The organism is Nocardioides panaciterrulae (genome assembly GCF_013409645.1).
GTDB classification, from domain to species: Bacteria; Actinomycetota; Actinomycetes; order Propionibacteriales; family Nocardioidaceae; genus Nocardioides; species Nocardioides panaciterrulae.
In genome coordinates this window covers 1,567,447-1,591,455 of sequence record NZ_JACCBG010000001.1, presented here as the reverse complement: position 1 = coordinate 1,591,455, position 24,009 = coordinate 1,567,447, and the positions used below count along the sequence as shown (strand labels likewise).

At 72.6% G+C, this 24,009-nt stretch carries 20 protein-coding genes and 2 tRNA genes; 5 read left to right on the top strand and 17 right to left on the bottom strand.

Annotation, left to right across the window (positions count from 1 at the left end; translation table 11 throughout):
* Nucleotides 1–8: 8 nt before the first annotated feature.
* Nucleotides 9–221, bottom strand: coding sequence for a DUF3099 domain-containing protein (locus tag BJZ21_RS07485; RefSeq protein WP_179663171.1), 213 nt, complete (start codon nt 219–221; stop codon nt 9–11).
* Nucleotides 222–306: 85 nt separating this feature from the next.
* Between BJZ21_RS07485 and BJZ21_RS07480 the strand changes: the two genes are divergently transcribed.
* Nucleotides 307–1,278 carry an aldo/keto reductase gene (locus BJZ21_RS07480; protein WP_179663170.1) on the top strand — a complete coding sequence of 324 codons (972 nt, stop codon included), beginning with the start codon at nt 307–309 and terminating at the stop codon, nt 1,276–1,278.
* 33 nt (nt 1,279–1,311) lie between these two features.
* Here the strand turns inward: BJZ21_RS07480 and BJZ21_RS07475 are convergent, their stop codons facing one another.
* Nucleotides 1,312–1,632 (bottom strand): hypothetical protein, encoded by a 321-nt coding sequence (locus BJZ21_RS07475; RefSeq protein WP_179663169.1) that lies wholly within the window; start codon nt 1,630–1,632, stop codon nt 1,312–1,314.
* Nucleotides 1,633–1,908: 276 nt separating this feature from the next.
* On the opposite strand from BJZ21_RS07475, the gene BJZ21_RS07470 reads away from it, so the two are divergent.
* On the top strand, nt 1,909–2,457 hold the full coding sequence (locus BJZ21_RS07470; protein WP_179663168.1) for a COG4315 family predicted lipoprotein: 549 nt from the start codon (nt 1,909–1,911) through the stop codon (nt 2,455–2,457).
* Nucleotides 2,458–2,520: 63 nt separating this feature from the next.
* Here the strand turns inward: BJZ21_RS07470 and BJZ21_RS07465 are convergent, their stop codons facing one another.
* The 4 genes from BJZ21_RS07465 to BJZ21_RS07450 form a co-directional block, all read right to left on the bottom strand.
* Nucleotides 2,521–6,477 (bottom strand): DUF11 domain-containing protein, encoded by a 3,957-nt coding sequence (locus tag BJZ21_RS07465; protein WP_179663167.1) that lies wholly within the window; start codon nt 6,475–6,477, stop codon nt 2,521–2,523.
* Nucleotides 6,478–6,806: 329 nt separating this feature from the next.
* Nucleotides 6,807–7,532, bottom strand: coding sequence for a DUF305 domain-containing protein (locus BJZ21_RS07460; protein WP_179663166.1), 726 nt, complete (start codon nt 7,530–7,532; stop codon nt 6,807–6,809).
* A 109-nt stretch (nt 7,533–7,641) separates the two neighbouring features.
* Nucleotides 7,642–7,715: transfer RNA gene (locus tag BJZ21_RS07455), tRNA-Ile, on the bottom strand.
* A 41-nt stretch (nt 7,716–7,756) separates the two neighbouring features.
* Nucleotides 7,757–9,226 carry an MFS transporter gene (locus BJZ21_RS07450; RefSeq protein ID WP_179663165.1) on the bottom strand — a complete coding sequence of 490 codons (1,470 nt, stop codon included), beginning with the start codon at nt 9,224–9,226 and terminating at the stop codon, nt 7,757–7,759.
* A 130-nt stretch (nt 9,227–9,356) separates the two neighbouring features.
* On the opposite strand from BJZ21_RS07450, the gene BJZ21_RS07445 reads away from it, so the two are divergent.
* On the top strand, nt 9,357–10,169 hold the full coding sequence (locus BJZ21_RS07445; protein ID WP_179663164.1) for a DUF72 domain-containing protein: 813 nt from the start codon (nt 9,357–9,359) through the stop codon (nt 10,167–10,169).
* Between the two features lie 18 nt (nt 10,170–10,187).
* On the opposite strand, the gene BJZ21_RS07440 is transcribed toward BJZ21_RS07445, so the two are convergent.
* Nucleotides 10,188–10,559, bottom strand: coding sequence for a hypothetical protein (locus BJZ21_RS07440; protein WP_179663163.1), 372 nt, complete (start codon nt 10,557–10,559; stop codon nt 10,188–10,190).
* Nucleotides 10,560–10,674: 115 nt separating this feature from the next.
* Between BJZ21_RS07440 and BJZ21_RS07435 the strand changes: the two genes are divergently transcribed.
* On the top strand, nt 10,675–11,436 hold the full coding sequence (locus BJZ21_RS07435) for a PIG-L deacetylase family protein (RefSeq protein WP_179663162.1): 762 nt from the start codon (nt 10,675–10,677) through the stop codon (nt 11,434–11,436).
* A 100-nt stretch (nt 11,437–11,536) separates the two neighbouring features.
* A complete protein-coding gene (locus BJZ21_RS07430; RefSeq protein WP_179663161.1) occupies nt 11,537–12,850 on the top strand; it encodes a cation:dicarboxylate symporter family transporter in 1,314 nt (437 codons plus the stop codon).
* A 107-nt stretch (nt 12,851–12,957) separates the two neighbouring features.
* Here the strand turns inward: BJZ21_RS07430 and BJZ21_RS07425 are convergent.
* The 10 genes from BJZ21_RS07425 to BJZ21_RS07380 all read right to left on the bottom strand — a co-directional run bounded on the left by BJZ21_RS07425 (nt 12,958) and on the right by BJZ21_RS07380 (nt 23,998).
* Nucleotides 12,958–13,033, bottom strand: a tRNA-Asn gene (locus tag BJZ21_RS07425).
* A gap of 71 nt (nt 13,034–13,104) precedes the next feature.
* Complete coding sequence (locus tag BJZ21_RS07420; RefSeq protein WP_218851368.1) at nt 13,105–13,617, bottom strand: hypothetical protein; 513 nt, start codon at nt 13,615–13,617, stop codon at nt 13,105–13,107.
* 18 nt (nt 13,618–13,635) lie between these two features.
* Nucleotides 13,636–16,011, bottom strand: a complete 2,376-nt coding sequence (gene dnaG / locus BJZ21_RS07415; RefSeq protein ID WP_179663160.1) for a DNA primase — start codon at nt 16,009–16,011, stop codon at nt 13,636–13,638.
* Between the two features lie 52 nt (nt 16,012–16,063).
* Nucleotides 16,064–16,978 carry an NAD(P)-dependent oxidoreductase gene (locus BJZ21_RS07410; RefSeq protein WP_179663159.1) on the bottom strand — a complete coding sequence of 305 codons (915 nt, stop codon included), beginning with the start codon at nt 16,976–16,978 and terminating at the stop codon, nt 16,064–16,066.
* A 10-nt stretch (nt 16,979–16,988) separates the two neighbouring features.
* On the bottom strand, nt 16,989–18,263 hold the full coding sequence (locus BJZ21_RS07405) for a deoxyguanosinetriphosphate triphosphohydrolase (protein WP_179663158.1): 1,275 nt from the start codon (nt 18,261–18,263) through the stop codon (nt 16,989–16,991).
* A 51-nt stretch (nt 18,264–18,314) separates the two neighbouring features.
* Nucleotides 18,315–19,241: a VldE C-terminal domain-containing protein gene (locus tag BJZ21_RS07400; RefSeq protein ID WP_179663157.1), complete on the bottom strand. Its 927-nt coding sequence runs from the start codon at nt 19,239–19,241 to the stop codon at nt 18,315–18,317.
* Between the two features lie 165 nt (nt 19,242–19,406).
* Nucleotides 19,407–20,420, bottom strand: a complete 1,014-nt coding sequence (locus tag BJZ21_RS07395; RefSeq protein WP_179663156.1) for a VldE C-terminal domain-containing protein — start codon at nt 20,418–20,420, stop codon at nt 19,407–19,409.
* 146 nt (nt 20,421–20,566) lie between these two features.
* Nucleotides 20,567–21,727, bottom strand: coding sequence for a tRNA dihydrouridine synthase DusB (dusB, locus tag BJZ21_RS07390; RefSeq protein WP_179663155.1), 1,161 nt, complete (start codon nt 21,725–21,727; stop codon nt 20,567–20,569).
* Nucleotides 21,728–21,794: 67 nt separating this feature from the next.
* A complete protein-coding gene (locus tag BJZ21_RS07385) occupies nt 21,795–22,559 on the bottom strand; it encodes a hypothetical protein (RefSeq protein ID WP_179663154.1) in 765 nt (254 codons plus the stop codon).
* 26 nt (nt 22,560–22,585) lie between these two features.
* Nucleotides 22,586–23,998, bottom strand: a complete 1,413-nt coding sequence (locus BJZ21_RS07380) for a glycine--tRNA ligase (RefSeq protein ID WP_179663153.1) — start codon at nt 23,996–23,998, stop codon at nt 22,586–22,588.
* Between the last annotated feature and the right edge of the window lie 11 nt (nt 23,999–24,009).

Here is a 24,009-nt window from a genome sequence, read left to right as displayed (position 1 = left end):
ACCTACTCCTAACGGTGGTCGTGTCCGGGGTCGTCGTCGTCCAGGGCACCCAGGTTGCCGACGATGACGGCGACCGGCGGGATCACGGCCGCGACGACGCTCATCACCACCGCCGCGGTCGTGGACCACAGCCGCACCACGTTCCACGCCAGGACGATGAGCACCACGCAGGTCCCCATCAACACGAAGTACGCACGCCGTCGTCCCGCCCGCGGTGCCATGCCCCGAACCTACGCCGGGAGGGTCGTCACCGCGGGGGTGCAACGATCGGGGCGATCATGACCGACGACCTCAGGGGAGACACCCATGCGCTACCGCAAGCTCGGCAACACCGGCCTCGAGGTCTCGGCGGTGACGCTGGGCTGCATGAGCTGGGGTGATCCCACTCGCGGCGGGCACCCCTGGGTCCTCGACGAGGAGGCCGGTCGGGCCCTGATCAAGGACGCCCTCGAGGCCGGCGTCAACGCCTTCGACACCGCCAACGTCTACTCGGGAGGCAGCAGCGAGGAGATCACCGGCCGGGCGTTGCGCGACTTCGCCCGCCGGGAGGACGTCGTCCTCGCCACCAAGGTCCACGGGCGGATGCACCCCGGACCGAACGGGGCGGGGCTCTCCCGCAAGGCGATCCTGCAGGAGATCGACGCCTCGCTGTCCCGGCTCGGGACCGACCACGTCGACCTCTACCAGATCCATCGCTGGGACCCCGGCACCCCGATCGAGGAGACCATGGAGGCCCTGCACGACGTCGTGCGCGCCGGCAAGGCCCGCTACCTCGGCGCGTCGTCGATGTACGCGTGGCAGTTCGCGAAGGCCCAGCACGTGGCCGAGGTCAACGGGTGGACGCCGTTCGTCTCGATGCAGGACCACTACAACCTGCTCTACCGGGAGGAGGAGCGGGAGATGCTCCCCCTGTGCGCCGACCTGGGGGTCGGCGTGATCCCGTGGAGCCCGCTCGCCCGCGGCCGGCTGACCCGGGACTGGGACGCGAGGACCGCGCGGGCGGAGACCGACGAGTTCGGGGGGACGCTCTACCGCGACGAGGACCGCACGATCGTGGAGACCGTCGCGCGGCTCGCCGAGCGGCGCGGGGTCTCACGGGCCCAGGTCGCTCTGGCCTGGCTGCTCGCGCAGCCGGTCGTCACCTCCCCCATCGTCGGGGTGACCAAGCCCCACCACCTCCAGGACGCCGTGGCTGCGGTGGACCTCGAGCTCACGGCCGAGGAGGTCGAGGAGCTCGGCGCCGGCTACGTCCCGCACGCGATCGCCGGCCACCGCTGAGCCGATCGTGTGACGGCGGGCCGACGAGCGGGGTCAGGCGGTCGCGGCCAGCGTCCAGACCGGGTGCCGTCCGCCTGCGGCGCGCTTGCGCAGGCTCGACGCGGCGATCCGGCGCGCGGCCTCCGGGAGCCCCGGGCCGGTGGCGCCCTGGGCCCGGGCGAGCTTCACCGAGCGCCCGAAGCACCGCATCACCGACCCGGCCGGGAGCCCGTCGAACTCGGCGGTGAGCTCGAAGGCGGTCTCGAGCAGGATCCGGTGCAGATCGGCCACGCCGGGGGCGGTCGCAGCGGTGTCCGCACCCGGTGCGCCGCGGTGTGCGCGCATGACACCTTCGGACGTCGTCTGGTTGCTCATCAGGCCTCCCTGTCAAGCATGGTGACCAGTGGGTGCCGGCAGCAGACAGGGACCAAGGTCCCTTCGGGCGGGCCCCCCGGTGCCCTTTGCGAGTAGGCCGATTTGGGTATGCGTCACCTGTTCGTCACGGGTGTGTGCGGCAGTGACGGAAGGGACGCTGCGCCGACGCACCGGTCGACGTCCTACCGCACGTGGCTGAACCTGCGCCGGGCGGGCGCCGTACCTCCTGTCGAGGAGCCCTCATCGAGGGGGCTCCCGTCCGGAAGGAGGCAGGACATGTCTGATCGGCGCACGCGCACCGGAGTGCTCGTGGGGGCGGTGGTCGCGGCACCGGCGCTCCTGCTCGCGGCCTGCGGCGGATCCTCGTACCAGAGCCCCTCGGGCACCACCTCGACACCGTCGTCCGGCTCCGGACCCGCTCAGGTCGCGACCCACGGCGGGTCGACCGGCTACCTCACCGACGGCTCGGGCCGCAGCGTCTACCTCTTCGAGTCCGACCACGGGAAGATGTCGACCTGCACCGGTCCCTGCGTCTCGGCCTGGCCGCCGTTGACCACCACCGGGGCTCCCCAGGCCTCGGCCGGCGCGAAGGCCGCGATGCTCGGCACGATCACCCGCTCGGACGGGTCGAAGCAGGTCACCTACGGCGGCCACCCCCTCTACTACTACGCCGGGGACTCGGCCGCCGGCCAGACCAACGGCGAGGGCCTCAACGGGTTCGGGGCCCTGTGGTACCTGCTCTCCCCCGCCGGCGCGACGGTCCAGCACGTGGCGGCGACGTCGGGCGGCTCGTCCTCCGGCGGGTCGGGCTACTCCGGCTACTGATCCGGGAACGGCGGACCCCCGCCGCGCGATGCGCGACGGGGGTCCGGTGGTGCCGGTCGGGTCTCAGCCGAAGAAGCCGAACACCCGCTTCATCAGGTCGGACTTGTCCGAGCTCGTGCCGTAGGCCTCGAACGGGAAGGCGGCGAAGACGACCTTGTAGTCACCGGCGAACGACAGCGCGTCCGGGTTGGTGCTGTCGTCGGTGAACGCGGCCTCGGCCCCGCCGATCGGCGTGATCTCGTCCTCGTAGTTCGCCTGCAAGACCGAGTGGTCCAGCGGGACCGCCCCGATGCCGTCGGTCACCGGGTTGCCGGTGACCCCGTGCACGGCCTTGGTGGCCTTGTCGTTCTGCGCCTCCGAGCCGTCCCAGTCGACGTGCAGGTAGTCGTGGACGAAGTCCGTCGTACCGGCCGCCTGGTCCAGCAGGTCCTGGCCCGACAGGAACAGCGAGCCCCCGTTGTCCAGGAACGCCTTGAGCTCGTGCTCGTAGCTACCGATCGGAGCCGGGTAGCTGTTGCCGGTGAACCACACGACCTTGGAGTGGGCCGTGAGGTAGGACTCGGGCAGCTGCGGCTTGTCGCCGAGGTCCCAGACGCTGTAGTCGATGTTGTTCGCGTCCAGGGCGTCGGTGTAGTACGGCCGCGAGTCCACCGGGTCGTTGGTGTCCTCGTCGACGACCAGGGTGTCGACCGTGACCGCGATGGAGGTCAGGTCGGCGGTGTCGGAGACGGAGGAGTCCGCCACCGAGGTCGCCTTCAGCGTGGCCGTGTCGGTGGCGTCGTTGGCCGCACCGGCCGGTACGTCGACCTTGACGCAGACGTCGGTCGAGTCCCCGCTGGCCACCGGGTCGGTGGTCGCGAGCGGCGTGGTGCAGTCGTCGGCGTACACCGTGGCGGGCCACTGGTTGCCGGAGACCGACAGGGCGTAGCTGTCCGCCTCGTAGCCGTCGTTGGTGAGCGTCTCGGTGAACGTCGTCCGGTCACCGGCCTTGGCACCCTGGGTGTCCTGGTCGGGCGAGATCGAGACGGCGTGCTTCGGGGCGATCGGGGTGACGAACGGGCTGCCCGTCGCGCCGGGCCCCTGCGCCGAGGTCACGGTGATGCCGTCGTTGATGATCTGCTCCACCGAGGCCGGCAGGTTGTCGACCACGCGGACCGAGAAGGTCAGCGCCACCTTGTCGCCGGCCGGCACCGTGACGCCGTCCCAGCGGGCACCGTCGGTGTCGAAGTGACCGCCCTGGCCGATGTTGGCCGACCGGGTGTACGCCGGCAGCGGGTCGGTCACGGTCACCCCGGTGGCGTCCTGGTTGCCGATGTTCTTGACGGTGATCGTGTAGTGGATCGTCTTGCCGGGGCCGATGTTCTCGGTGGCCTCCGACTTGGACACGAGCAGCGCCGGGAGCGGGCCCCGGTTCTTCATCGTGTACGCGCCGCGACCGTGGGTGCCGGCCGCGAGGATGCCGTGGCTGGCGTCGTAGTCCATCTGCCACACGGCGACCTTGGGCATCGTGCCCAGGCGGGTCCAGGACCGGCCGGCGTTCGTGCTGATGAACGGGCCCACGTCGGTGCCGACGTAGACGGTCTTGTTGTTCGACGGGTCGATGACGACCGTGTCCACAGGGACGTCGGGCAGGTTCGCCGTGACGTTCTTCCAGTGCTTGCCGCCGTCGGTGGTGGCGAACAGGTGGCCCGGGGTGTCCGGGGTGGCCTTGTCGAAGCCGGCGAAGCCGGCGTAGGCGATGCGCCAGTTCGAGCGGTCGACGGCGATCTGGTCGACCGGGCGGCCGGGCAGCACGTCGGTGCCGACCCGGGTCCACGACGGATCGTCGCTCGTGGTCGCGTCGGGGCTCACCTGGATCCAGCCCTCGTCGGTGCCGACGTAGACACCGGTGCCGCCGTCGGAGACGCCGACCGAGGAGATCACGCACCCGCGGGCACCGTTCGAGGCCGTCTGCTCGCACCCGCTGGTCAGGTCGCCCGAGATGGGCTTCCAGGTCACGTCCGCGGCCGACTCGGTCTCGGCGTTGTCGGTGCGGTAGAGCCGGTAGGTGCCGAGGAACATCTGGTTGGTGTTGCCCTGGTTCAGGGTCATCGGCACGTAGAACTCGGAGCGGTCCTTGGGGTTGATCCCGCCGTCGATCATCTCGTTGCCGAAGATCGTGCCGGTCTCGGTCGGGTCGTAGCGGTACGGCGAGATCGCGTAGTACTCCCCGAAGACGTACGCCGGCAGCGCGGTCGGCGCGTTGGGGTTCACCGTGGACTGGTCCACCTGGGCGTACCCGCCGTCACCGCTCGCCTGGTCGAACCACCGGTCGTTGACCGTCGACTTGCGCAGCGTGCCGTTGTCCTGCAGGCCACCCCAGTACTGGCCCTCGACCTGCGGCACCGTCTGCATCGAGACGTACTGCCCGATGCTGAGGTTGGTGGAGTGGATCAGCGCACCCGTGTTCGGGTCCACCGTGCCGTTGAGGTCCTGCCAGTCGGTGTCGGCGAGCGTCTCGCCGTCGTTGGTGCGACCCCCCTGGTGGAAGGACTGCCAGACGCCGCCGTCGTTGCCGATCGCGATGTGATCGGTGTTCGCAGGGTCGAAGGCGATCGCGTGGAAGTCCGGGTGCAGGTCCAGGCCGAGGTTCTTCCAGGTCTGCCCGCCGTCGGTGGAGCGGTAGATGCCGCCGGACGGGGGCGAGTTGTTGTAGCCGTAGGAGCCCTCGACGTAGAGCACGTCGGGGTTCGTCGGGTCCGGCTTGACCTCGTTGTCGTAGAAGCACTGGGTGCCGCAGTAGTCGACGACCGAGTCGTCGCCGGTCGTGGAGCCGACCGCCGAGGCCCAGTGGGCGCCGTCGTCGGTGGTCTTCCAGATCTGGGCGGGGTGGTAGTTCGCCTTGCTGTCGTAGTAGTCGAACCCGACGTACACCGTGGCCTGGGCGTCCGAGGCCGGGTGGGACAGGCCGAGGGAGAACCGGGTGCCGCCGGCGTTGAACTTGCCGTCGGGCAGATCGCCCATCGCGCTCTTCCAGCTGTGGCCGGAGTTGGTGGAGCGGTAGATGCCCTTGCCCCAGAACGAGGCCCACAGGACCTTCGGGTTCTGCGGGTCGATCACGAGGTCGGTGGCGCCGTGCAGCTGGTTCTTGGTGCCCTTGAGCAGGGTCCAGGTCCGGCCGCCGTTGCGCGAGCCCCAGACGCCGTACTTCACCTCGGTCGGTGCCGAGGTGCGGTGCGAGCCGCCGCGGCCGCGGACCGTGGAGGCGTAGAGCACGTTGGCGTGGTGGGGGTCCACCGCGATGTCGGTGACCGCCTGGCCGGTGAACTTGCTCGAGACGTGCTGCCAGCTCATCCCGCCGTTCTTGGAGCGGTAGATGCCGTCGCCGTAGTAGGAGTCACCGGCGAGGCTGCCCTCGCCGGAGCCCATGTAGACGACCCGGTCCTTGCTCGGCGCCACGGCCAGGGCGCCGACGGACTGGGTGTCCGTGTCCTGGGTGCGCGGGGTCCAGGTGCCGTCGGGGCCCTCGCTGGAGTCGTAGCTCCAGACTCCGCCCTGGGCGCCACCGACGAGGATGGTGCCGTCCTTGCGGATCGCGAGCGCGCCGACCCGGCCGGACATGGCCGCGAACGAGTTCGTGGTCCGCACGACCTGGACGATCGGGTCGGGGCCCTGGTTGACCCAGGTGCCGCCCCCGCCCGCGCCGTGGGCGTCGCGCCGGGCGGTGCTGGCCCTCATGGCGTCGGTGCGGTTGGCCGCCTTGAGGCGGAGCCGCGCGGCCTGGCTGAGGTCGATCGGCTCGTCGCCGGACAGCAGCCGGCTCCAGTAGTAGGCGTCGCGCAGCTTCTCGACCCCCGCGTCGGCCTCGTCGGCGCCGTGGAACTCAGCGGCGATCTCGCCCTTGGGCGTCAGCTTGATGGGGGCGTCGTCGCCCGGCGCTGGGCCGGCGTACGCCGTGGTGGCAAGTCCTGCGGAGAGAGTCATCGCGAGACCGGCGGTGCCGGCCGTGATGGCCCCCAAGGTGCGTCGGATGTTGTGCATGCACGCTCCAGGTGGAAGGAGACAGAATCGAGACAATCGCTCGCACTTAACTCCTATCCCCGGGGCCACGGAGGCATTTCGGCGCAACACGCCCAACAATTTTTCGCTCACGAGCCGCCTCCCACGGCGCGACGAGGCGCACCCGGACCGACCGGGCGCGCCGCGGTGTGATGCATGGGGCGCATGGGGCGGAGCACCGCGTCAGGGCATGCCACCGGGCGCGAGGTTCCCGTCGGGGGTGCGGACACCTCGCCGGGCACCTCGCCGGGCACCCGGACGCGCACCGGCTCGCCGTCCGGCTCGCTGATCCGTCGCTTGCGGGTGGCGGATCAGCGCATCATCGAGGGCCCCATGTCGCCGATCATCCAGCGGTGGCCGCGGCCGGTCATCCAGCCGTGGCCGCCCTGCCGGCTCTCGCCGTACCAGACGTGCAGCCACCGCTGCATCCGGAGGATCTCGGCGTGCTGCTGGCCGCTGATGGCGCGCGCCAGGCCTGCCACCTCCGGGTGGACGTCCAGCCCCCGGGCGAGCAGCTGCCGGGACATCATCACCGCGGCCATGTGGTGGATGATCATGTCGCGCAGGAACGCCCGGTCCAGCGCCGCGCCGGAGAGGCCGGACAGGTTGCGCATCATCGACCGGTAGCCGGTGTCGGCAGGCTGGTCGGGATACCACCGCCGGAGCCATGCCTCCATCTGGTCGATCTGGGCGGACTGGGCCCTGACGATCTCCGCGCCGAAGGCCCGCAGCTCGGGACGGTCGGAGCGCTGGAGCTGCTCGGCGGCGGTGACGGCCTCCTGGTGGTGGGCCACCATCCGGCTCAGGTAGTCGGCCTCGTCGTACACCTGCCCGCCGCGCATCCACGCCCAGGGCGTCCCTGGCCGGCCCCCGCTGCCTGAGCTGCTCCGGTCACCGGTGCCCTGCCCCGCGGGCATGCCGCTGTCCCCGCGCTGCAGCGCGATCACCGCTGCTGCGGTGGTGGCGACGACGAGCACGACCGCGACGGCGGCAGCGACGAGCAGCCAGGCCCGGGGGTGCGCCCGCAGGGGGGACATGCCCCCAGCCTGCGTCCCGGCCCCACCGCCGGTCAGGGTCGTTGGGCACGGCGCCCAGGGCGTCGGTCGCGTCCGTGGACAGGGGCGTCGCGCCTGACCTGCGGACTCGTAGGGCGGGTGGGGCTCGAACCCACGACCCAAGGATTATGAGTCCTCTGCTCTGACCGACTGAGCTACCGCCCCTCGAGACCGGGAGCCTAGTCGGGCGGCCGCCGGGGCGTGACTCAGGCCCGGTCCGGCAGCCGGCCGGCGGGGCTGTCACGCGGGATCAGCCAGGCCAGCAGCAGGCCGAGCAGCGCGAAGCCGGTCAGCACGCCGAGGGCGACGCCGAACGGGTGGCCGGCCCGGGTCTGGGCGGCCACGAGCACCGAGCCGGCGATCGCCACCCCGAGCGAGGAGCCGAGGTTGCTGAGGCTGCGAGACAGCCCGGAGATGTCGCCCTGGTCGCTGTCGGGGAAACTGGACTGGACGACGTTCACCGACGCGGTCAGCATCACCCCGAGGCCCAGCCCCATCAGCAGCAGCCCCGGCAGGAAGCTCCAGAACCCGGAGTCCGAGCGCACCAGCGCCAGCAGCAGCGCCATCCCCAGCGCGGTGCAGGCGAAGCCGGCCACGACCAGGGAGCGCTGCGACAGCCGCTGCGCCATCCGCTCGGCCCGTGCGGCGGCGATGAGGATGCCGGCGGTGGCCGGGGTGAGCATCAGGCCGGTCTCGATGGCGCTGAAGTCGCGCGCGTCCTGCAGGAACACCGAGATGACGAAGAACGAGCCCTGCATGGTCAGCCACTGCGCGAGCTGGGTGCCCAGGCCCAGGTTGGCGGTCCGGTTGCGGAACAACCGCAACCGCAGCAGCACCTCGCGGCCCGAGCGCTCGCCCCGACGGACGTGCAGGAAGAACCAGAGCACCAGACCCGCGCCGGCGAGCAGGAGCCACCACACCGGGGCGAGGCTGCCCTCGGGGATCACGGTCCTGCCGCCCACGTCGAGGTCCTTGCTGGCCGTGAGCCAGCCGTACGTCGAGGTCGACAGGAAACCGAGCACCAGGCAGACCATCGCCGCCCCCGACAGCACCGCGCCGAGCACGTCGAAGCCCGGGACCGCCGCGCCCTCGCGGGGCCGGTCGGTGATCTTGCGGGCCAGCAGCAGCACCCAGGCCACCACGAGCACCTGGCCCAGGAAGGAGGCCCGCCAGCTCAACGCACTTGTGAGGAACCCGCCGAGCAGGGGTCCGGTGGCCGCGCCGAGACCGGCTGCGCCGCTCACCACGCCGAAGTACCGCGCCCGGGTCCGCACGTCGTCGAAGGCGACGGTGATCAGGATGTAGATCGGCGGGATCATCAGCGCCGAACCCACCCCCTCGAGCAGCGAGTAGCCGACCATCAGCGCCCCGATCCCCCACGCCAGGGTCGCGAGCAGGCCGCCGGCGCCGTACACCACCAGCCCGAGCAGGAAGCAGCGCTTGCGGCCCCAGATGTCGGTGAGCTTGCTGCCCGGGATCATCAGGGCCGCCATCGTCAGCGTGAACAGGGTGATGGTGGTCTGCAGGGCGGAGATCGTCGTGTCGAGGTCGTGCGCGATGTCGCTGATCGCGACGTTCATGTTCGTCGCGGCGTAGCTGGCGATGAACTGGGCCAGCGCCAGGGGCAGCACCAGCCGGCGCGCAGCCGCCCGGTCGGTGGCGGCGATCTCGGTCATCGGGCTCCCCTCCCGCGGCTCCTCCCATCGTGCGCGAGCCCCCGGCCTGGCTCCCTCACCCGCCGCGGACGAGGCGACCCGGGGCGCGGCTGGTGCCCGAGGGGGTGGTCGGGCCGTCTAGGGTCGGGGCATGGGGCGCATCCGGGTGGGCATCTCGGGCTGGAGCTACCCCGGCTGGCGCGGGGACTTCTACCCGCGCGGACTGCCCCACCGTCGCGAGCTGGAGTACGCCGCGGAGCGGATGGCCACGGTCGAGATCAACGGCTCGTTCTACTCCCTGCAGCGGCCCTCGTCGTACGCCTCCTGGCGTGAGCAGACCCCCGAGGACTTCGTCTTCGCGGTCAAGGGCGGGCGCTTCATCACCCACCTGAAGAAGCTGCGCGGGGTGGAGACCGCGCTCGCCAACTTCTTCGCGTCCGGCGTGCTGGCGCTCGGGCCCAAGCTCGGCCCGGTGCTGTGGCAGCTGCCGGAGAACCTGCCCTTCGACGCCGGCCGGATCGACGACTTCCTCCGGCAGCTGCCCCGGACCACCGCCGAGGCGGCCGCGCTCGCCGCCGAGCACGACGACAAGGTCGCCGAGGACCGCGCGCTGGTCACCGCGGAGGAGGACCGGCCACTGCGGCACGCACTGGAGTTCCGGAGCCCGACGTTCTGCGTGCCCGAGGCCTACGCGCTGCTGCGGCAGCACCGGGTCGCCTGCGTGGTCGCGGACACCGCCGGCCGATTCCCGCGGGTCGTGGAGGACACCGCCGACTTCCGCTACGTGCGCCTCCACGGCGACCAGGAGCTGTACACCAGCGGCTACGGGCCCGGCGCCCTCGAGGAGTGGGCGGACCGCTGCCGGGCGTGGGCCCGCACCGAGGACGTCTACGTCTACTTCGACAACGACGCCCGCGGCCACGCCCCGCACGACGCCGTGGCGCTGGCCGACCGGCTCACGTAGCTCCCGGCGCGGCGCCCCTCAGCGTCGTGCGCGGCGGGCGTCGACGAGCAGCGCGAGGGTGTTGAGGCTGGCCCAGCCGATCGTCACGGCCAGCACCTTGCGGCGGACCGCGTCGTCGCGCGTGCGGGTCGCCAGCAGGGCGGAGTCGCCCAGGTCCATCGCGATGCGCATCAGCATCGCGGCGCGGACGGTGCGCTCGGACCGCCCGAAGACGCCCAGGGCGCTGATCGCCAGGTCGCGCACCCCGTAGGTCCGGGCGAGCAGCTCCAGCCCGGACCGGTCCGACTTGTCAGCCTGCAGGGCGTCGGGCAGGTGGGCGGGGCGGGCGAGCGCGAACGCGCCGTACCCGGCGGTCGCGGTGGACATCAGGCGGCTCAGGCGGAAGCTCATGGCGGTCACGGTAGCCACCACCCCGTGAGCCGCCCGCCGGACCGGGCCGGCCACGCGAGGAGCCGATCCCGCCCGAGGCTGTCCGGCGACGCGGTCCCGGGTGCATGCTCGTGTCATGAGCGAGGCGAGCGAGGCCGGTCAGCCCCAGCGGCTGGACCCGGTGCGGGAGGACTGGGAGCGCGCCCTGTGCGTCGTCGCGCATCCCGACGACCTGGAGTTCGGGGCGGCCGCGGCGGTCGCCCGGTGGACCGGCCAGGGCCGGTCCGTGGCGTACTGCATGGTCACCAGCGGCGAGGCCGGGATCGACGGCATGGCGCCCGAGACCTGCCGCGCCGTCCGCGAGGAGGAGCAGGTGGCCTCGGCCCGGGTGGTCGGCGTCGAGGAGGTCGAGTTCCTCGGCCTGCCCGACGGCGTCCTGGAGTACGGCGTGCCGCTGCGCCGCGCGATCGCCGGGTCGGTGCGCCGGCACCGTCCCGAGATCGTGGTGACCGGCAACTTCCGCGAGACCTGGGGCGGCCGCAACCTGAACCAGGCCGACCACGTGGCGGTGGGGCGGGCCGTCGTCGACGCGGTCCGCGACGCCGGCAACCGCTGGGTCTTCCCCGAGCAGCTCGCCGACGGGGTCGAGCCCTGGGGCGGCGTGCGCGAGGTGTGGGCGTTCGGCTCGCCCCAGGCCACCCACGCCGTCGACACGACCCACACCTTCGACCTCGGCGTGGCCTCGCTCGAGGCGCATCGCGCCTACATCGACGGACTCGGCTGGGCGGACTTCGACGCGCGGGAGTTCCTCGAGGGGTTCGCCCGGCAGAGCGGGCAGGCCCTGGGCGTCGGCTTCGCGGCGACCTTCGAGGTCTTTCCGATGGGCTGGGGCGAGTAGCGGCGCCACCGCTGCGTGAGGGACCTCACCCGAGGTCGCGGAACCCTCGCCGGGGCGCCCTTGTTGTGGACGGAGTCCCACCCGTCGAAAGGCAACACTCGTGCTCTCATCCCTGCGCCGGACCCCCTTCTGGGTCCAGATCGTCGGCGGCCTCCTGGTCGGCGTCCTGCTCGGCCTCGTGGCCCGCACCCAGGACGTCTCCTGGCTGACGACCACGATGGCGACCGTCGGCGGCATCTTCGTCGGCCTGCTCAAGGCCGCCGTCCCGCCGCTGGTGTTCACCGCGATCGTCGTCAGCGTCGCCAACCTCCGCCAGGTCGCCAACGCGGCCCGGCTGGCCACCCAGACCCTGGTGTGGTTCATGATCACCTCGCTCATCGCGGTCGTCATCGGCCTGACGATCGGCCTGCTCACCAACCCCGGCCAGCACGCCGACCTCGCCGCCGCGGGCACGTCGTACGACGGCACCACCGGCTCGTGGCTGGACTTCCTGACCGGACTGGTGCCCGCCAACTTCCTGGGCCTGTCGGTCGCCGACGGCGCGCTGTCGTTCAACGTGCTGCAGATCGTGGTCGTCGCGCTGGCGATCGGCGCCGCGTCGCTGAAGGCCGGCGAGGCCGCCGAGCCGTTCCTGGGCTTCATGAGCTCGCTGCTCGCGGTGGTCCAGCAGGTGCTGTGGTGGATCATCCGGCTGGCCCCGCTGGGCACCCTCGGCCTGATCGGCAACGCGGTCGCGACCTACGGCTGGGACCTGCTGGCCCCGCTCGCGACGTTCACCGTCGACGTCTACGTCGGCTGCGCGCTGGTGCTGTTCGGCGTCTACCCGCTGCTGGCGAAGCTGCACGGACTCTCCCCCGCGAAGTACTTCTCCGGCGCGTGGCCGGCCATCCAGCTCGCCTTCGTCTCCCGCTCCTCGGTCGGCACCATGCCGCTGACGCAGCGGGTCACGACGCGCAACCTCGGGGTGCCGTTGGAGTACGCCTCGTTCGCGGTGCCGTTCGGCGCCACCACCAAGATGGACGGCTGCGCGGCGATCTACCCCGCGCTCGCGGCGATCACCGTCGCGCAGGTCTTCGGTGTCCCGCTGGGGCTCCAGGACTACCTGCTGATCGCGTTCGTCTCGGTGATCGGCTCCGCCGCCACCGCCGGCCTCACCGGCGCCGTGGTCATGCTGACGCTGACGCTCTCGACGCTCGGCCTGCCCGTGGAGGGCGTCGCGCTGCTGCTCGCGATCGACCCGATCCTGGACATGATGCGCACCGCGACCAACGTCGCCGGCCAGGCGCTCGTGCCGACGATCGTCGCCAAGCGCGAGGGCATCCTCGACCTCGAGGCCTACCACGCCCCGCGGGGCCGCGACGTCCTCGGTGACGAGCCGGTCGAGGAGGACGAGCCGGTGGGCGCGGCCGCCTGAGGCCGGGCTGGAGCTCCCGCCGCTGGGACCTGGCCCGAGACCCTTGCCCGAGACCCTGGCCGGAGACGCAGGACGGGCCCGTCTCGATGAGACGGGCCCGTCCTGGTTGGCTCCCCCGGTTGGACTCGAACCAACAACCCTCCGGTTAACAGCCGAATGCTCTGCCAGTTGAGCTACAGGGGATCGCTGTGCAGCGCGGGAAACACTAGCAAGCCGGTTCCCCGCTGGCGAAATCGGGCGCGCCGGGCCCGACCTCACAGCGTGCCGACCTCCTCGCGGGCGGCGGCCAGGGCCTCCCCGGCCAGCCGGACCACCTCGGGATCGCCGGGATCGACGCCCTCGTCGTACTCGAAGACCCAGCTGATCGGCCGGTCACCGCGCGGCGCCCGGCGGGCGATCACCCGCAGGCCGCGGCGCCCGTGCACGGGCACGTGCCGCTGCAGCACGACGCTGGCGGTGACCCGCTCGCGGACCAGCTCCAGGAGCCGGCCCGGCTCCTCCAGCGTGACCCGGTGCTCGGGGCGGCGCTCCCCCCACGAGCCGACCTCGCTGACCCGCAGCACCGAGGTCTCCCGGTCCCAGTCGGCGGCCTCCACGAGCTCCCAGGGGATGCGGGCCGCGCCGGACTCCCCCGGCGACGACGAGAGCCGGACGTAGAGCGCGTCACGGGTGCCGGCGACGACCCCCGCCGGCGCCTCCGCCCAGGCCAGGACCCGCTCGCCCTCCGCCACCTCGAGCGGGGGCCGCGCCCGGCGGGGCAGCCTCACTGGGCACTCACTGGGCACTCACTGGGCACTCACGGTGCGCTCGCGAAGCGTGCGCCGGTGCTGCTCGAGGGCGGCGAGCTCGCCGAACATCCGGTTGTACTCGGTCGGGTGCTCGACCGGGTTGGTGCGCTGCAGCCGCGACTTCAGCTCCGCGATCCGGCGCATCGTGGTGAGCTCGAGCAGCCGGAAGACGTGCAGCGCGACGTACGACGCGTCCGGCTCCTTGGCGGTCAGCAGCGGCTCCACCCCGAGCGCGCTGATCGCCGAGGAGACCGCCGGGTCGGTGGCTGCGTCCCGCAGGCGGTTCGCCCAGGCCGGGTCGCCGGCCCCGGCGCCGGGACCGCCCGCGGCCGCGACCAGCTCCCACACGCCGCGGTAGGTGGGGTGCGTGAAGTCGTTGACGCCCACGTCGCCGGTGATCCGGCCGATCGTCATCGGGTGCTGGATGACCAGCTTCAGCGTCTCCCGCTCGATCGAGAACCGCGGGTCGCGCAGGTCGGGGACCGCCCGACGCGGCGGCGCGGCCGGCGCGGAATCGGCAGCCCCGGGCTGGCGGTCCGGCCGCCGGTCGGGCCGTCGCTCGTCGCGGCCGGGGCCACGAGAGGCGGCCCGGCGCACCTCCGCCAGGACCTGGTTGGTGTCGATGTCGGCCCCCACCATCTTCGAGATCTCTTGGGCGAACGCCGTCACCTTCGACTGGTCGCGGATCGACGCGACCAGCCGGGCGGCCTCCCGGACCGCGTCGATGCGGCCGTCGGCCCGGTCGAGGTCGAACTTGCCGACGACGTTGGACAGCACGAAGCGGTAGAGCGGCACCCGCCGCGCCACCAGCTCACGCACCGCCGCGTCGCCCTGCTGGATCCGCAGGTCACAGGGGTCGAGCCCGGAGGGCTCGACCGCGACATAGGTCTGGGAGACGAAGTTCTGGTCGCCGCCGAAGGCCCGCAGCGCCGCCTTCTGGCCGGCGGCGTCGCCGTCGAAGGTGAAGATCACCTCGCCGCGGAACTCCTCGTGGTCGTTGAGGAACCGGCGCAGCACCCGCGCGTGCTCGTCGCCGAAGGCGGTGCCGCAGGTGGCCACGGCAGTGCCGACGCCGGCGAGGTGGGCGGCCATCACGTCGGTGTAGCCCTCGACGATCACCGCCTGGGAGGAGCGGGCGATCTCGCGCCGGGCCAGGTCGAGGCCGTAGAGCACCTGGCTCTTCTTGTAGATCGGGGTCTCGGCGGTGTTGAGGTACTTCGCGTCGATCCGGTCGTCGTCGAAGATCCGGCGGGCTCCGAAGCCGATCGTCTCCCCGCCGGCGTCCCGGATCGGCCACAGCAGCCGGCCGCGGAAGCGGTCGTACGTCGAGCGGCCGACCGCCACCAGGCCCGCGGTGACCAGCTCCTCCTGGCTGAACGCCTTGGCCCGCAGGTGCTTGAACAGCGCGTCGCCGTCGCGCGGCGCGAACCCGACGCCGAACTGCTCGGCCGCGGCCTGGTCGAAGCCCCGCTCGGCGAGGAACTGGCGGGCGGCCAGCGCCTCGGGCGTCGCGAGCTGGCCGGCGTAGAACTCCTGCGCCTCGCGGTGCGCCTCGATCAGCCGGCTGCGCTGCGGGCCCTTCGGCCGGTCGTCGCGGACGTCGCCGTCCTCGCGACGCAGCTGCACGCCGTACTTGTCGGCCAGCCGCTCGACCGCCTCGCCGAAGCTCAGGGCATCGAGCTTCATCACGAAGGTGATGACGTCGCCGCCCTCGCCGCAGCCGAAGCAGTTGCCGGTGAGGATGTCGTCCTCGAGCGTGAACGCGTGACCGTCCTCCACCTCGGCGCAGAAGACCTCCTCGACGCGGTCGGTCGCCTCGACCGACCGCACCACCCAGTCCTGCTCGGAGCGCCCGGGGCCGCCGGCGCCCCCGGTGCCACCGGTGCCGTCACGAGGGACGCTCGTCACCAGGCGATCGCCGGGCTCGAGCCTCGAGGTGGTCACCTCGCGCCGGGCCCCGTCCTCGAGGCCCGCACGGACGAACCAGCGGTGCCCGTCGGTGGCGTGGATCTCCTTCTGCTGCCGGCGCCTGGTCAGCACGATCCGGTGGAGCCGCTGGACGCCGTAGGACCTGAACGGCGCATCGGTCCAGTCTCCCCCCGCGCCGAGCACCTTGTGGGTGCCACCCGCGAGCTCGCTGATCGGGCGCACGCCGTCCCAGGTCAGCACCCGGGTCTCGGCGGCGAGGCAGTGGTAGAAGCCGCGCGAGGGCGTGACGTGGAACGACGGGGACTTCTCGTCGTGGAAGGGACAGAGGCCCTTCTGCGAGCCGCCACCGGCGTTGCGCAGGCTCACGTAGGAGGAGACGACCTCGTCGATGCGCGCCTTCTCGCGCACCTCGGCGATGCTGTCCTCGCGAATCCTCCCGGCCACGCTGCGGAGTCTACGGGCGCCGCCGGGGCCTCCGGGCGGCACTCCACAGGAGTCAGTACTCCCCCGTCATCACGTTGGCCAGCGGCTCGCCCGCGGCGAAGCGCCGCAGCTGGTCGCGGACCAGCCGGTGGGCGCGCGACCACATGGCGCTGCTGGCCCCACCGACGTGCGGGGTCAGGAGCAGGTTCGGCGCCGACCACAACGGGTGGCCGCCGGGCAGCGGCTCGGGGTCGACCACGTCGAGGGCCGCGGAGATCCGGCCCGAGTGCAGGGCGGCGACCAGGGCGTCGGTGTCCACGACCGGGCCGCGGGCGACGTTGACCAGCAGGGCCGCGTCCTTCATGCGGTCCAGGAACTCCCGGTCGACCAGGCCGCGGGTGGCCTCGGTGAGCGGCAGGATCAGGATCACCACGTCGGCCCCGGGGAGCAGCGCGGGCAGCTCGTCGATGCCGTGGACCCCGGCGCGGGCGGAGCGGGCCACCCTGACCACGTCGACCTCGAACGGCCGCAGCCGGGCGTCGATGGCCTCGCCGATCGCGCCGTACCCGACCAGCAGCACCTGCTTGTCGGCCAGCGCCGGGCGCCACTGCGCGTCCCACTCCCCCCGGTCCTGGGCCCGCACGAACCCGGGCACGCCACGCAGCGAGGAGAGCGTGAGGGTCACCGCGAGCTCGGCGGTGGAGGTGTCGTGGATGCCGCGGCCGTTGCAGAGCAGGACGCCCTCGGGCACGTACGCGCGCACGTTGTCGACCCCGGCGGTCATCGTCTGGACCACCTTGAGCGCACTCATCCGGGGCAGCACCTCCCCGACGCGCCGACCGACCTGGTAGGGCGGGACGTAGAACTCGACCTCGGCCACGCTGTCGGGCACGTGCTCGGTGGGGTCGACCACCTCGTAGCGCAGTCCCGACGGCGGCTCACCGAGACGCTCGGGGTCGAACGGGAGCCAGACGAGGGGTGCACTCACGCCAGTGAGGCTAGCGGTGCCGGCGCAGCCGCTCGTGCCAGGCCACCGCACTGGCGTCGGTGAGCGAGGCCACCTGGTCGACCACCACACGCAGCCGACCCGCGTCGTCGCCGGCCGCGCGCCAGTCGTCGGCGAAGGCCCGCTCGAGCTCGTCGGGACCGCGATCGGCGAGCCGGGCGACCAGGTCGGCCAGCAGCTCGCGCTGCCGCACCATCGTCGCCAGCCGGTCGTCGGCCTGCATCACGTAGTGGGCGGCGATGCCCTTGAGCACCGCCATCTCGACCCGGGCGCGCTCGGGGACCACGAGGTCGGCGGAGTAGCGCGCGAACGGTCCCGCCGAGCCGGCGAACGTCGCGTGCTGGACCGCCCCGCAGAACCGGCCGATCAGGTCGCTGGTGAGGTTCTTCAACGCGGCCAGGCTCCGCCTCGAGGCGTCGTACGGCGCGGTCGGCCAGCTCTGCTGCTCCCGCAGTCCGGCCAGCCCGGCCTCGAGCAGGTCGTCGGAGGCCTCGGGGAGGTACCAGTCGCGGACCGTGTCCCACAGCGCCGCGTGGTCGAGCCGGGTCAGCTCGATCCGGCCGGCCACCACCCCGTCCTCGACGTCGTGGACGGAGTAGGCCACGTCGTCGGCGAGGTCCATGACCTGCGCCTCGAGGCAGCGGCGGGTGCCCTCGACCCCGGCCCGCATCCAGTCGAAGACCGGCCGGTCGTCGTCGTAGACCCCGAACTTGCGCACCAGGCGGGGCGAGCCGTCGGCGTGCACCCCGCCCGGCGCCCGGGCCTGGCTACGCGACCAGGGGTACTTGGTGCAGGCGTCGAGGGTGGCCCGGGTGAGGTTGAGCCCGACCGACCGGCCCGCGGCGTCGAGGGTCTTGGCCTCCAGCCGGGTGAGCAGGCGCAGCGTCTGGGCGTTGCCCTCGAAGCCGCCGCAGCGCTCGCTGAGCTCGGCCAGCACGCGTTCGCCGTTGTGGCCGAACGGCGGGTGGCCCAGGTCGTGGGCCAGCGCGGCGGTCTCGGCGATGTCGGGGTGGGTGCCCAGGGCCCGGGAGAGGTCGCGGGCGACCTGGGCCACCTCGAGGCTGTGGGTCAGCCGGTTGCGCACGAAGTCGTCGGTCTGCGGGCCCACCACCTGGGTCTTGGCCGCCAGCCGCCGGGAGGCGGCCGCGTGCACCACGCGGGCGCGGTCACGCTCGAACGGCGTGCGCTCGGGCGCGTCCACGCGCTTGGGCGGCTCGGGGACGAGCCGCTCGCGCGACGCGGCGTCGTACTGCTCCAGGGAGTCCATCGGCGCCGACCCTATCCGCGGCCGCCGACGCACCGGCGCCCGCGCGTCGGGTCAGTTGACCGACACGTGCACGTGGTCCATGTGGTTGGCGGTCGCCGACCCGTGGTCGCCGTAGTCCCGCCAGCCCTCGGCGGCGCGCTCGGGCGTCCAGATCCGGTCCCACCAGATGACGTCGTAGAGGCCCAGCTCGGAGGCGTGGGACTGGAGGAAGGCCGCGATCTGGTCGCCGAGGGCCTTGTCGCTGGTCATGATGTCGATCGCCTTGCCCGAGGCGTGCTCGCCGTGCGCGTCCCAGCCGCCGTACGACGTGATCTGCGGGAAGGCGTGGCACACGGCCCGGTAGACCAGCACCGCACCCGACGTCAGCCCGTTCTCCACGCTGCCGTCGGGGCAGGGCGCGGTCGACAGCCCGGCGGGCGCGGTCCGCGACGAGGTGGACGGCGAGCCCGAGGACGGGGACGTGGCGGGCTCCGGCTTGGGCTGCGGCTCGGGCTTCGACGCGCTGAGGTAGCCGGCGGTGACCCACCGGGACTTCCCGTCCACGGCCAGCTCGACCCGGCCGGACTCGGCGCGGCCGGTGATCAGGACCCTGGAGCCGGCGTCGAGGAGACCGACCTGCTCGGCGCCCTTCTCCGGCGAGGCCCACAGGTTCAGCAGCGCGGTGCTCCACCGGTGCACGTGGGCGTGGGTGACGGCGTGCCGGGTCTGCCGCGCGTCGTAGCCGTCCTGGAGGCGCATGATGTAGCGCTCGCCACGAGCGGCGGCCTGCCGCGACTCCGAGCGGGAGACGATGTCGTCGGCCCGGCTGATGCCGGTGGTGGTGGCTTCCTGGGCGAGCACGGCGCTCGGCGCGGGGTCGGAGCCCAGCACGCCGAGGGTGACGGCGGTGCCGGTGGCCAGGAGGGCCAGGGGGCCGGCCACGAGGGCGGCACGGGGCTTGCGGCGGGCAGCGGCGTCCCGCTTGTGGCGGATGGCCACAGCGCTGATCCTTTGCTGTTGCTGACGGGGGTCAGGTCCGAGAACGCCGCCGCGCTCGGGTAACAGAACGGCAACGAGCCCAGAGTCAAGCACACATTGACCATGCCGTCGCAACTTCGCCCACCCGGATGGGGGACGCGCTCCCGGGGGCACCCCGCGTCCGCGTCAGTTGGTGCAGACGTGCACGTGGTCGTCGTGGTTGGCGGTCGGGGACCCGCGGTCGGGCATCAGCCGCCAGCCCTCGCTCGCCCGCACCGGGGTCCAGATGTGTTGGCGCCAGATGATGTCGTAGAGGTCCAGCTCGGCGGCGTGCGCCTGCAGGAAGTGGGCGATCGAGGTGCCCAGCGCGACGTCGCTGGTCATGATGTCGATCGCCTTCCCCGAGGCGTGCTCACCGTGGGGGTCGTAGCCGAGATAGGCGTGGATCTGCGGGAACGCGTGGCACACGGCCCGGTGGACGAGCACCGCGCTGGGGGTCAGTCCGCTCTCCACGGCGGAGTCCGGGCACGGTGCGGTGGACAGCCCGGTCGCCGGCTGGCCGGCGGCTGTGGGTGTGGGCGTGGGCGTCGGCGTCGGCGTGGGCGCGGGAGTGGGTGCGGCCGTCGGCGTGGGCGTCGGCGTCGGCGTGAGCGCCGGGGTGGGTGCCGGCCGCTCCCGGGACAGGTAGGCGGCGGTGACCCAGCGGGCCTCGCCGTCGACGACCACCTCGGCGCGGTCGCCAGTACGCCGTCCGGTGACCAGGACCCGCTCGCCCCGGTCGACGACGCCGACGTCCCTGGCCCCGCCGCCCGGCCCCGTCCACAGGTTCAGCGCGGCGGTGGTCCACAGGTGCGCGTGCGCGCCACGGATCGCCTCACGGGTCGCCTCACGGGTCGCCTCACGGGTCGCCTCGCGGGTCACCCGCCGGTGGTAGGCGGCGTGGAGCTGCTCGAGGGAGCGCCGGCCCCGCAGGGCGAGCCGTGACGCCGACCGGGAGAGGGCATCGGCCCGGGGCGAGGACGGGGGCGCCGGGGCCACCGATCGCGCCGGGCTCGCCGCGTCGCGCGCGGGTGCCGTGAGTGGCGAGGACACGGCGAGGAGCACCGCGGCCAGCGCCGCCACCACGGCGAACGGTCCGGCGACCAGGATCGCCCCGGCCGCGCGGCTGACGGCGGTCTCCCGCCGGTGGCGGTGCGCCACAGCGCTTGTCCTTTGCTGTCGCTGTCAGGGATGTGCCCGAGACTGCTGCCGACCGCGGAGGCACGGACCGGCAGCGCGCGCCGAGTGAAGCACAGACGGGCTACCTTGCGACGGCACGTACCCCCCATCTGGGGTATGCCGGCCCGTCATCCGCCGGTGGCCTCGGTGGCCTCCTCCTGCAGGAAGCAGTCGCTGCCGTCGCGGTCGTCGAGCCAGCCCTCCGGCAGCGCCACCTTGGCCCGGGGCGAGCCCTGGCGGCCCCGCGGGCTCCCCAGCTCCGAGACCGGGAACGGCTCGGCGGGGTCCAGCTCGGCCAGCAGGGCGTCGAGCGTGGCGAGGCTGTCGACCAGGCCGAGCGAGCGGCGCAGCTGGCCGCCGGTGGCGAAGCCCTTGAGGTACCACGAGACGTGCTTGCGGAACTCCTTGCAGCCCCGCTCCTCCCCCATGTGCCGGCACAGCAGCTCGGCGTGGCGGCGCATCATCGAGGTCACCTCGCCCAGGGTGGGCAGGGTCGCCACCTGCTCGCCGGCGAAGGCGGCGGCCAGGTCGCGGAACAACCAGGGGCGGCCCAGGCAGCCGCGGCCGACCACGACCCCGGCGACACCGGTCTGCTCGACCATGCGCACCGCGTCCGCGGCCTCCCAGACGTCCCCGTTGCCGAGCACCGGGATGTCCACGTGCTCGACCAGGGCGGCGATCGCGTCCCAGTCCGCCTCGCCGGAGTAGGCCTGGGCCACGGTGCGGCCGTGCAGGGCGATCGCGGCCGCGCCGGCCTCCTGGGCGATCCGTCCGGCGTCGAGGTAGGTCAGGTGGTCCTCGTCGATGCCCTTGCGGGTCTTCATGGTCACCGGGACGTCGTACGGCGTCGCGGCCGCCACCGTGGCCTCGAGGATCCGCGCGAGCAGCCCGCGCTTCCAGGGCAGGGCGCCCCCGCCGCCCTTGCGGGTCACCTTCGGCACCGGGCAGCCGAAGTTCAGGTCGATGTGGGCCACGCCGTACTCCGCGCAGAGGATCTCCGCGGCCTTGCCGACGTAGACCGGGTCGGAGCCGTAGAGCTGGACCGAGCGGACCGTCTCGGCGTCGTCGAAGACCAGCATGTCGCGGGTGTGCTGGTCGCCCTCGACCAGCCCCCGGGAGGTGATCATCTCGCAGACGTAGAGGCCGGCCCCCTGCTCGGCACACAGGCGCCGGTAGGCCGCGTTGGTGATGCCGGCCATGGGGGCGAGCACCACCGGGGTCTCGACGTGGACCGACCCGAGGGTGAGCCCCGGGGCGGACTGGTCGGTCACGGTCGGCACGGCAGACATGGGCACCATTGTCCCCGGCCGCCAGCGCGGGCGGAAACCGGCGCCGGCTCCGCCGGGGGCCGCCGGGTCAGCCCTGCTTCGAGCCGCCGTGCCTCTTCGAGCCCTTGCCGCTCCGGTGGTGCTTGCCGGACGCCGGCGCGTCGGCCTCGGCGATCTTGCCGGTCCAGGTGATCGGGTTGAACTCCTGGCTGGGCCGGAAGCTCACGGCGGTCAGGTCGCCGTGCCGGGGCGAGAGGAAGACCAGGCAGGTCTTCACGGTGTCGCCGTGGCCGAACTTCTTCGGGAACGGCGTGCTCGGGCAGGGCTTGAACGAGCTGGCGAACGTGGAGGACTCGATCAGCGTGTCGTGCCCGTCGACGATGTAGAGCGGCACCGGCTTCCCGCCGAGATCGGTGTCGCCGACGTTGCGGACCGTGACGTGCACGAAGTAGGGGCTGGTGGCGCGGGTGGCCTTGTCCAGCTGCCACCCCTGGAAGGAGCGCGCGAACGTGGTCCGCTCCAGGCCGGTGACCTTGAGGTCGAGCGCCCCGATCGTGCCCTGCCGCGGCCGGTAGGCCACGACGGCGTCGTCGCCGAGCTGCAGCTCGCTGCCCTGGGCGGTGAGCTCGACGCCGTCCGGCACCGGGAGGTACGGCGAGGCCGCGACCGAGGCCTGGCCAGAAGCCGGCCCCGAAGCCGGACCTGGGTCGGCCGGGCCCGAGGAGCCCGACGGGGTCGCGGAGCCCGCGGCCGAGGCGGTGGTGTCCCCGCCCCCCGAGCAGCCCCCGAGGACCAGCGTGGCCGCCAGGCCGGACGCGAGCAGCACGCCGAGCGGCGCGACCCGGGAACCCATGGTCGAAGTCTGCATGGCCGGTGCCGTCAGCAGCCGACGAAACGCTCGGCGAAGTAGGAGGTGATGGCGTCGAGGCCGATCCGCTCCTGCTTCATCGTGTCGCGCTCGCGGACGGTGACGGCGTGGTCGTCGAGGGTGTCGAAGTCGACGGTCACGCAGTACGGCGTACCGATCTCGTCCTGGCGGCGGTAGCGGCGACCGATCGCCCCGGAGTCGTCGAACTCGACGTTCCAGTTCCGGCGCAGCTCGGTGGCGAGGTCGCGCGCCTTGGGCGACAGGTCGGCGTTGCGGCTGAGCGGGAGGACGGCCACCTTCACCGGCGCCAGCCGCGGGTCGAGGCGCAGCACGGTCCGCTTGTCCACGCCGCCCTTGGTGTTCGGCGCCTCGTCCTCGGTGTAGGCGTCGATCAGGAACGCCATGAGCGACCGGGTCAGGCCGGCGGCCGGCTCGATGACGTAGGGCATGTAGCGCTCGTTGGCGGCCTGGTCGTAGTAGGACAGGTCCTGGCCGGAGAACGTGGAGTGCTGGGTCAGGTCGAAGTCCGTGCGGTTCGCGACCCCTTCGAGCTCCTCGAAGTCGCGGCCGGAGAAGCCGAAGCGGTACTCGATGTCCACGGTCCGCTTGGAGTAGTGGCTGAGCTTCTCCTTCGGGTGCTCGTAGTGCCGGATGTTCTCGGGGTTGATCCCGAGGTCGGTGTACCAGCGGGTCCGCTCGTCGATCCAGTACTGGTGCAGCTCCTCGTCGTCGCCCGGCTTGACGAAGTACTCCATCTCCATCTGCTCGAACTCGCGGGTGCGGAAGATGAAGTTGCCGGGCGTGATCTCGTTGCGGAAGCTCTTGCCCATCTGGGCGATGCCGAACGGCGGCTTCTTCCGGCTCGAGGTCACGACGTTCTGGAAGTTCAAGAAGATGCCCTGCGCGGTCTCGGGCCGCAGGTAGGCCAGGCCCGACTCGTCCTCGAGCACGCCCAGGTAGGTCTTGAGCATCATGTTGAACGCGCGCGGCGGGGTCCACGCGCCACGGGTGCCGCAGTTCGGGCAGGGCACCGACTCGTTGATGTCGACCGAGTCGGGGTCCACGGGCTCGCCCTTGCCGGCCTTGCGGGAGGCGAAGTCCTCCTGCAGGTGGTCCTCGCGGTAGCGCTTGTGGCAGGACTGGCACTCGGTCAGCGGGTCGTTGAAGGTGCTCAGGTGGCCGCTGGCCTCCCAGGTCCTGGTCGGCAGGATCACGCTGGAGTCGAGGCCGACGACGTCCTCGCGGGCGGTGACCATGTAGCGCCACCACTGGCGCTTGATGTTCTCCTTCAGCTCCACGCCCAGCGGGCCGTAGTCCCACGCCGACCGGGTGCCGCCGTAGATCTCGCCGCACGGGTAGACGAACCCCCGGCGCTTGCAGAGGGAGACGACCTGGTCGAGGGTCGAGGCGGGCGGCTTGGCCACAACTGCTCCTG

What these genes read in the sequence shown, in the direction of transcription:
- BJZ21_RS07485 (WP_179663171.1), bottom strand. Translation starts at nt 221, where the DNA reads ATGGCACCGCGGGCGGGACGACGGCGTGCGTACTTCGTGTTGATGGGG.
- BJZ21_RS07480 (WP_179663170.1), top strand. Translation starts at nt 307, where the DNA reads ATGCGCTACCGCAAGCTCGGCAACACCGGCCTCGAGGTCTCGGCGGTG.
- BJZ21_RS07475 (WP_179663169.1), bottom strand. Translation starts at nt 1,632, where the DNA reads ATGAGCAACCAGACGACGTCCGAAGGTGTCATGCGCGCACACCGCGGC.
- BJZ21_RS07470 (WP_179663168.1), top strand. Translation starts at nt 1,909, where the DNA reads ATGTCTGATCGGCGCACGCGCACCGGAGTGCTCGTGGGGGCGGTGGTC.
- BJZ21_RS07465 (WP_179663167.1), bottom strand. Translation starts at nt 6,477, where the DNA reads ATGCACAACATCCGACGCACCTTGGGGGCCATCACGGCCGGCACCGCC.
- BJZ21_RS07460 (WP_179663166.1), bottom strand. Translation starts at nt 7,532, where the DNA reads ATGTCCCCCCTGCGGGCGCACCCCCGGGCCTGGCTGCTCGTCGCTGCC.
- BJZ21_RS07450 (WP_179663165.1), bottom strand. Translation starts at nt 9,226, where the DNA reads ATGACCGAGATCGCCGCCACCGACCGGGCGGCTGCGCGCCGGCTGGTG.
- BJZ21_RS07445 (WP_179663164.1), top strand. Translation starts at nt 9,357, where the DNA reads ATGGGGCGCATCCGGGTGGGCATCTCGGGCTGGAGCTACCCCGGCTGG.
- BJZ21_RS07440 (WP_179663163.1), bottom strand. Translation starts at nt 10,559, where the DNA reads ATGAGCTTCCGCCTGAGCCGCCTGATGTCCACCGCGACCGCCGGGTAC.
- BJZ21_RS07435 (WP_179663162.1), top strand. Translation starts at nt 10,675, where the DNA reads ATGAGCGAGGCGAGCGAGGCCGGTCAGCCCCAGCGGCTGGACCCGGTG.
- BJZ21_RS07405 (WP_179663158.1), bottom strand. Translation starts at nt 18,263, where the DNA reads ATGGACTCCCTGGAGCAGTACGACGCCGCGTCGCGCGAGCGGCTCGTC.
- dusB (WP_179663155.1), bottom strand. Translation starts at nt 21,727, where the DNA reads ATGTCTGCCGTGCCGACCGTGACCGACCAGTCCGCCCCGGGGCTCACC.
- BJZ21_RS07385 (WP_179663154.1), bottom strand. Translation starts at nt 22,559, where the DNA reads ATGGGTTCCCGGGTCGCGCCGCTCGGCGTGCTGCTCGCGTCCGGCCTG.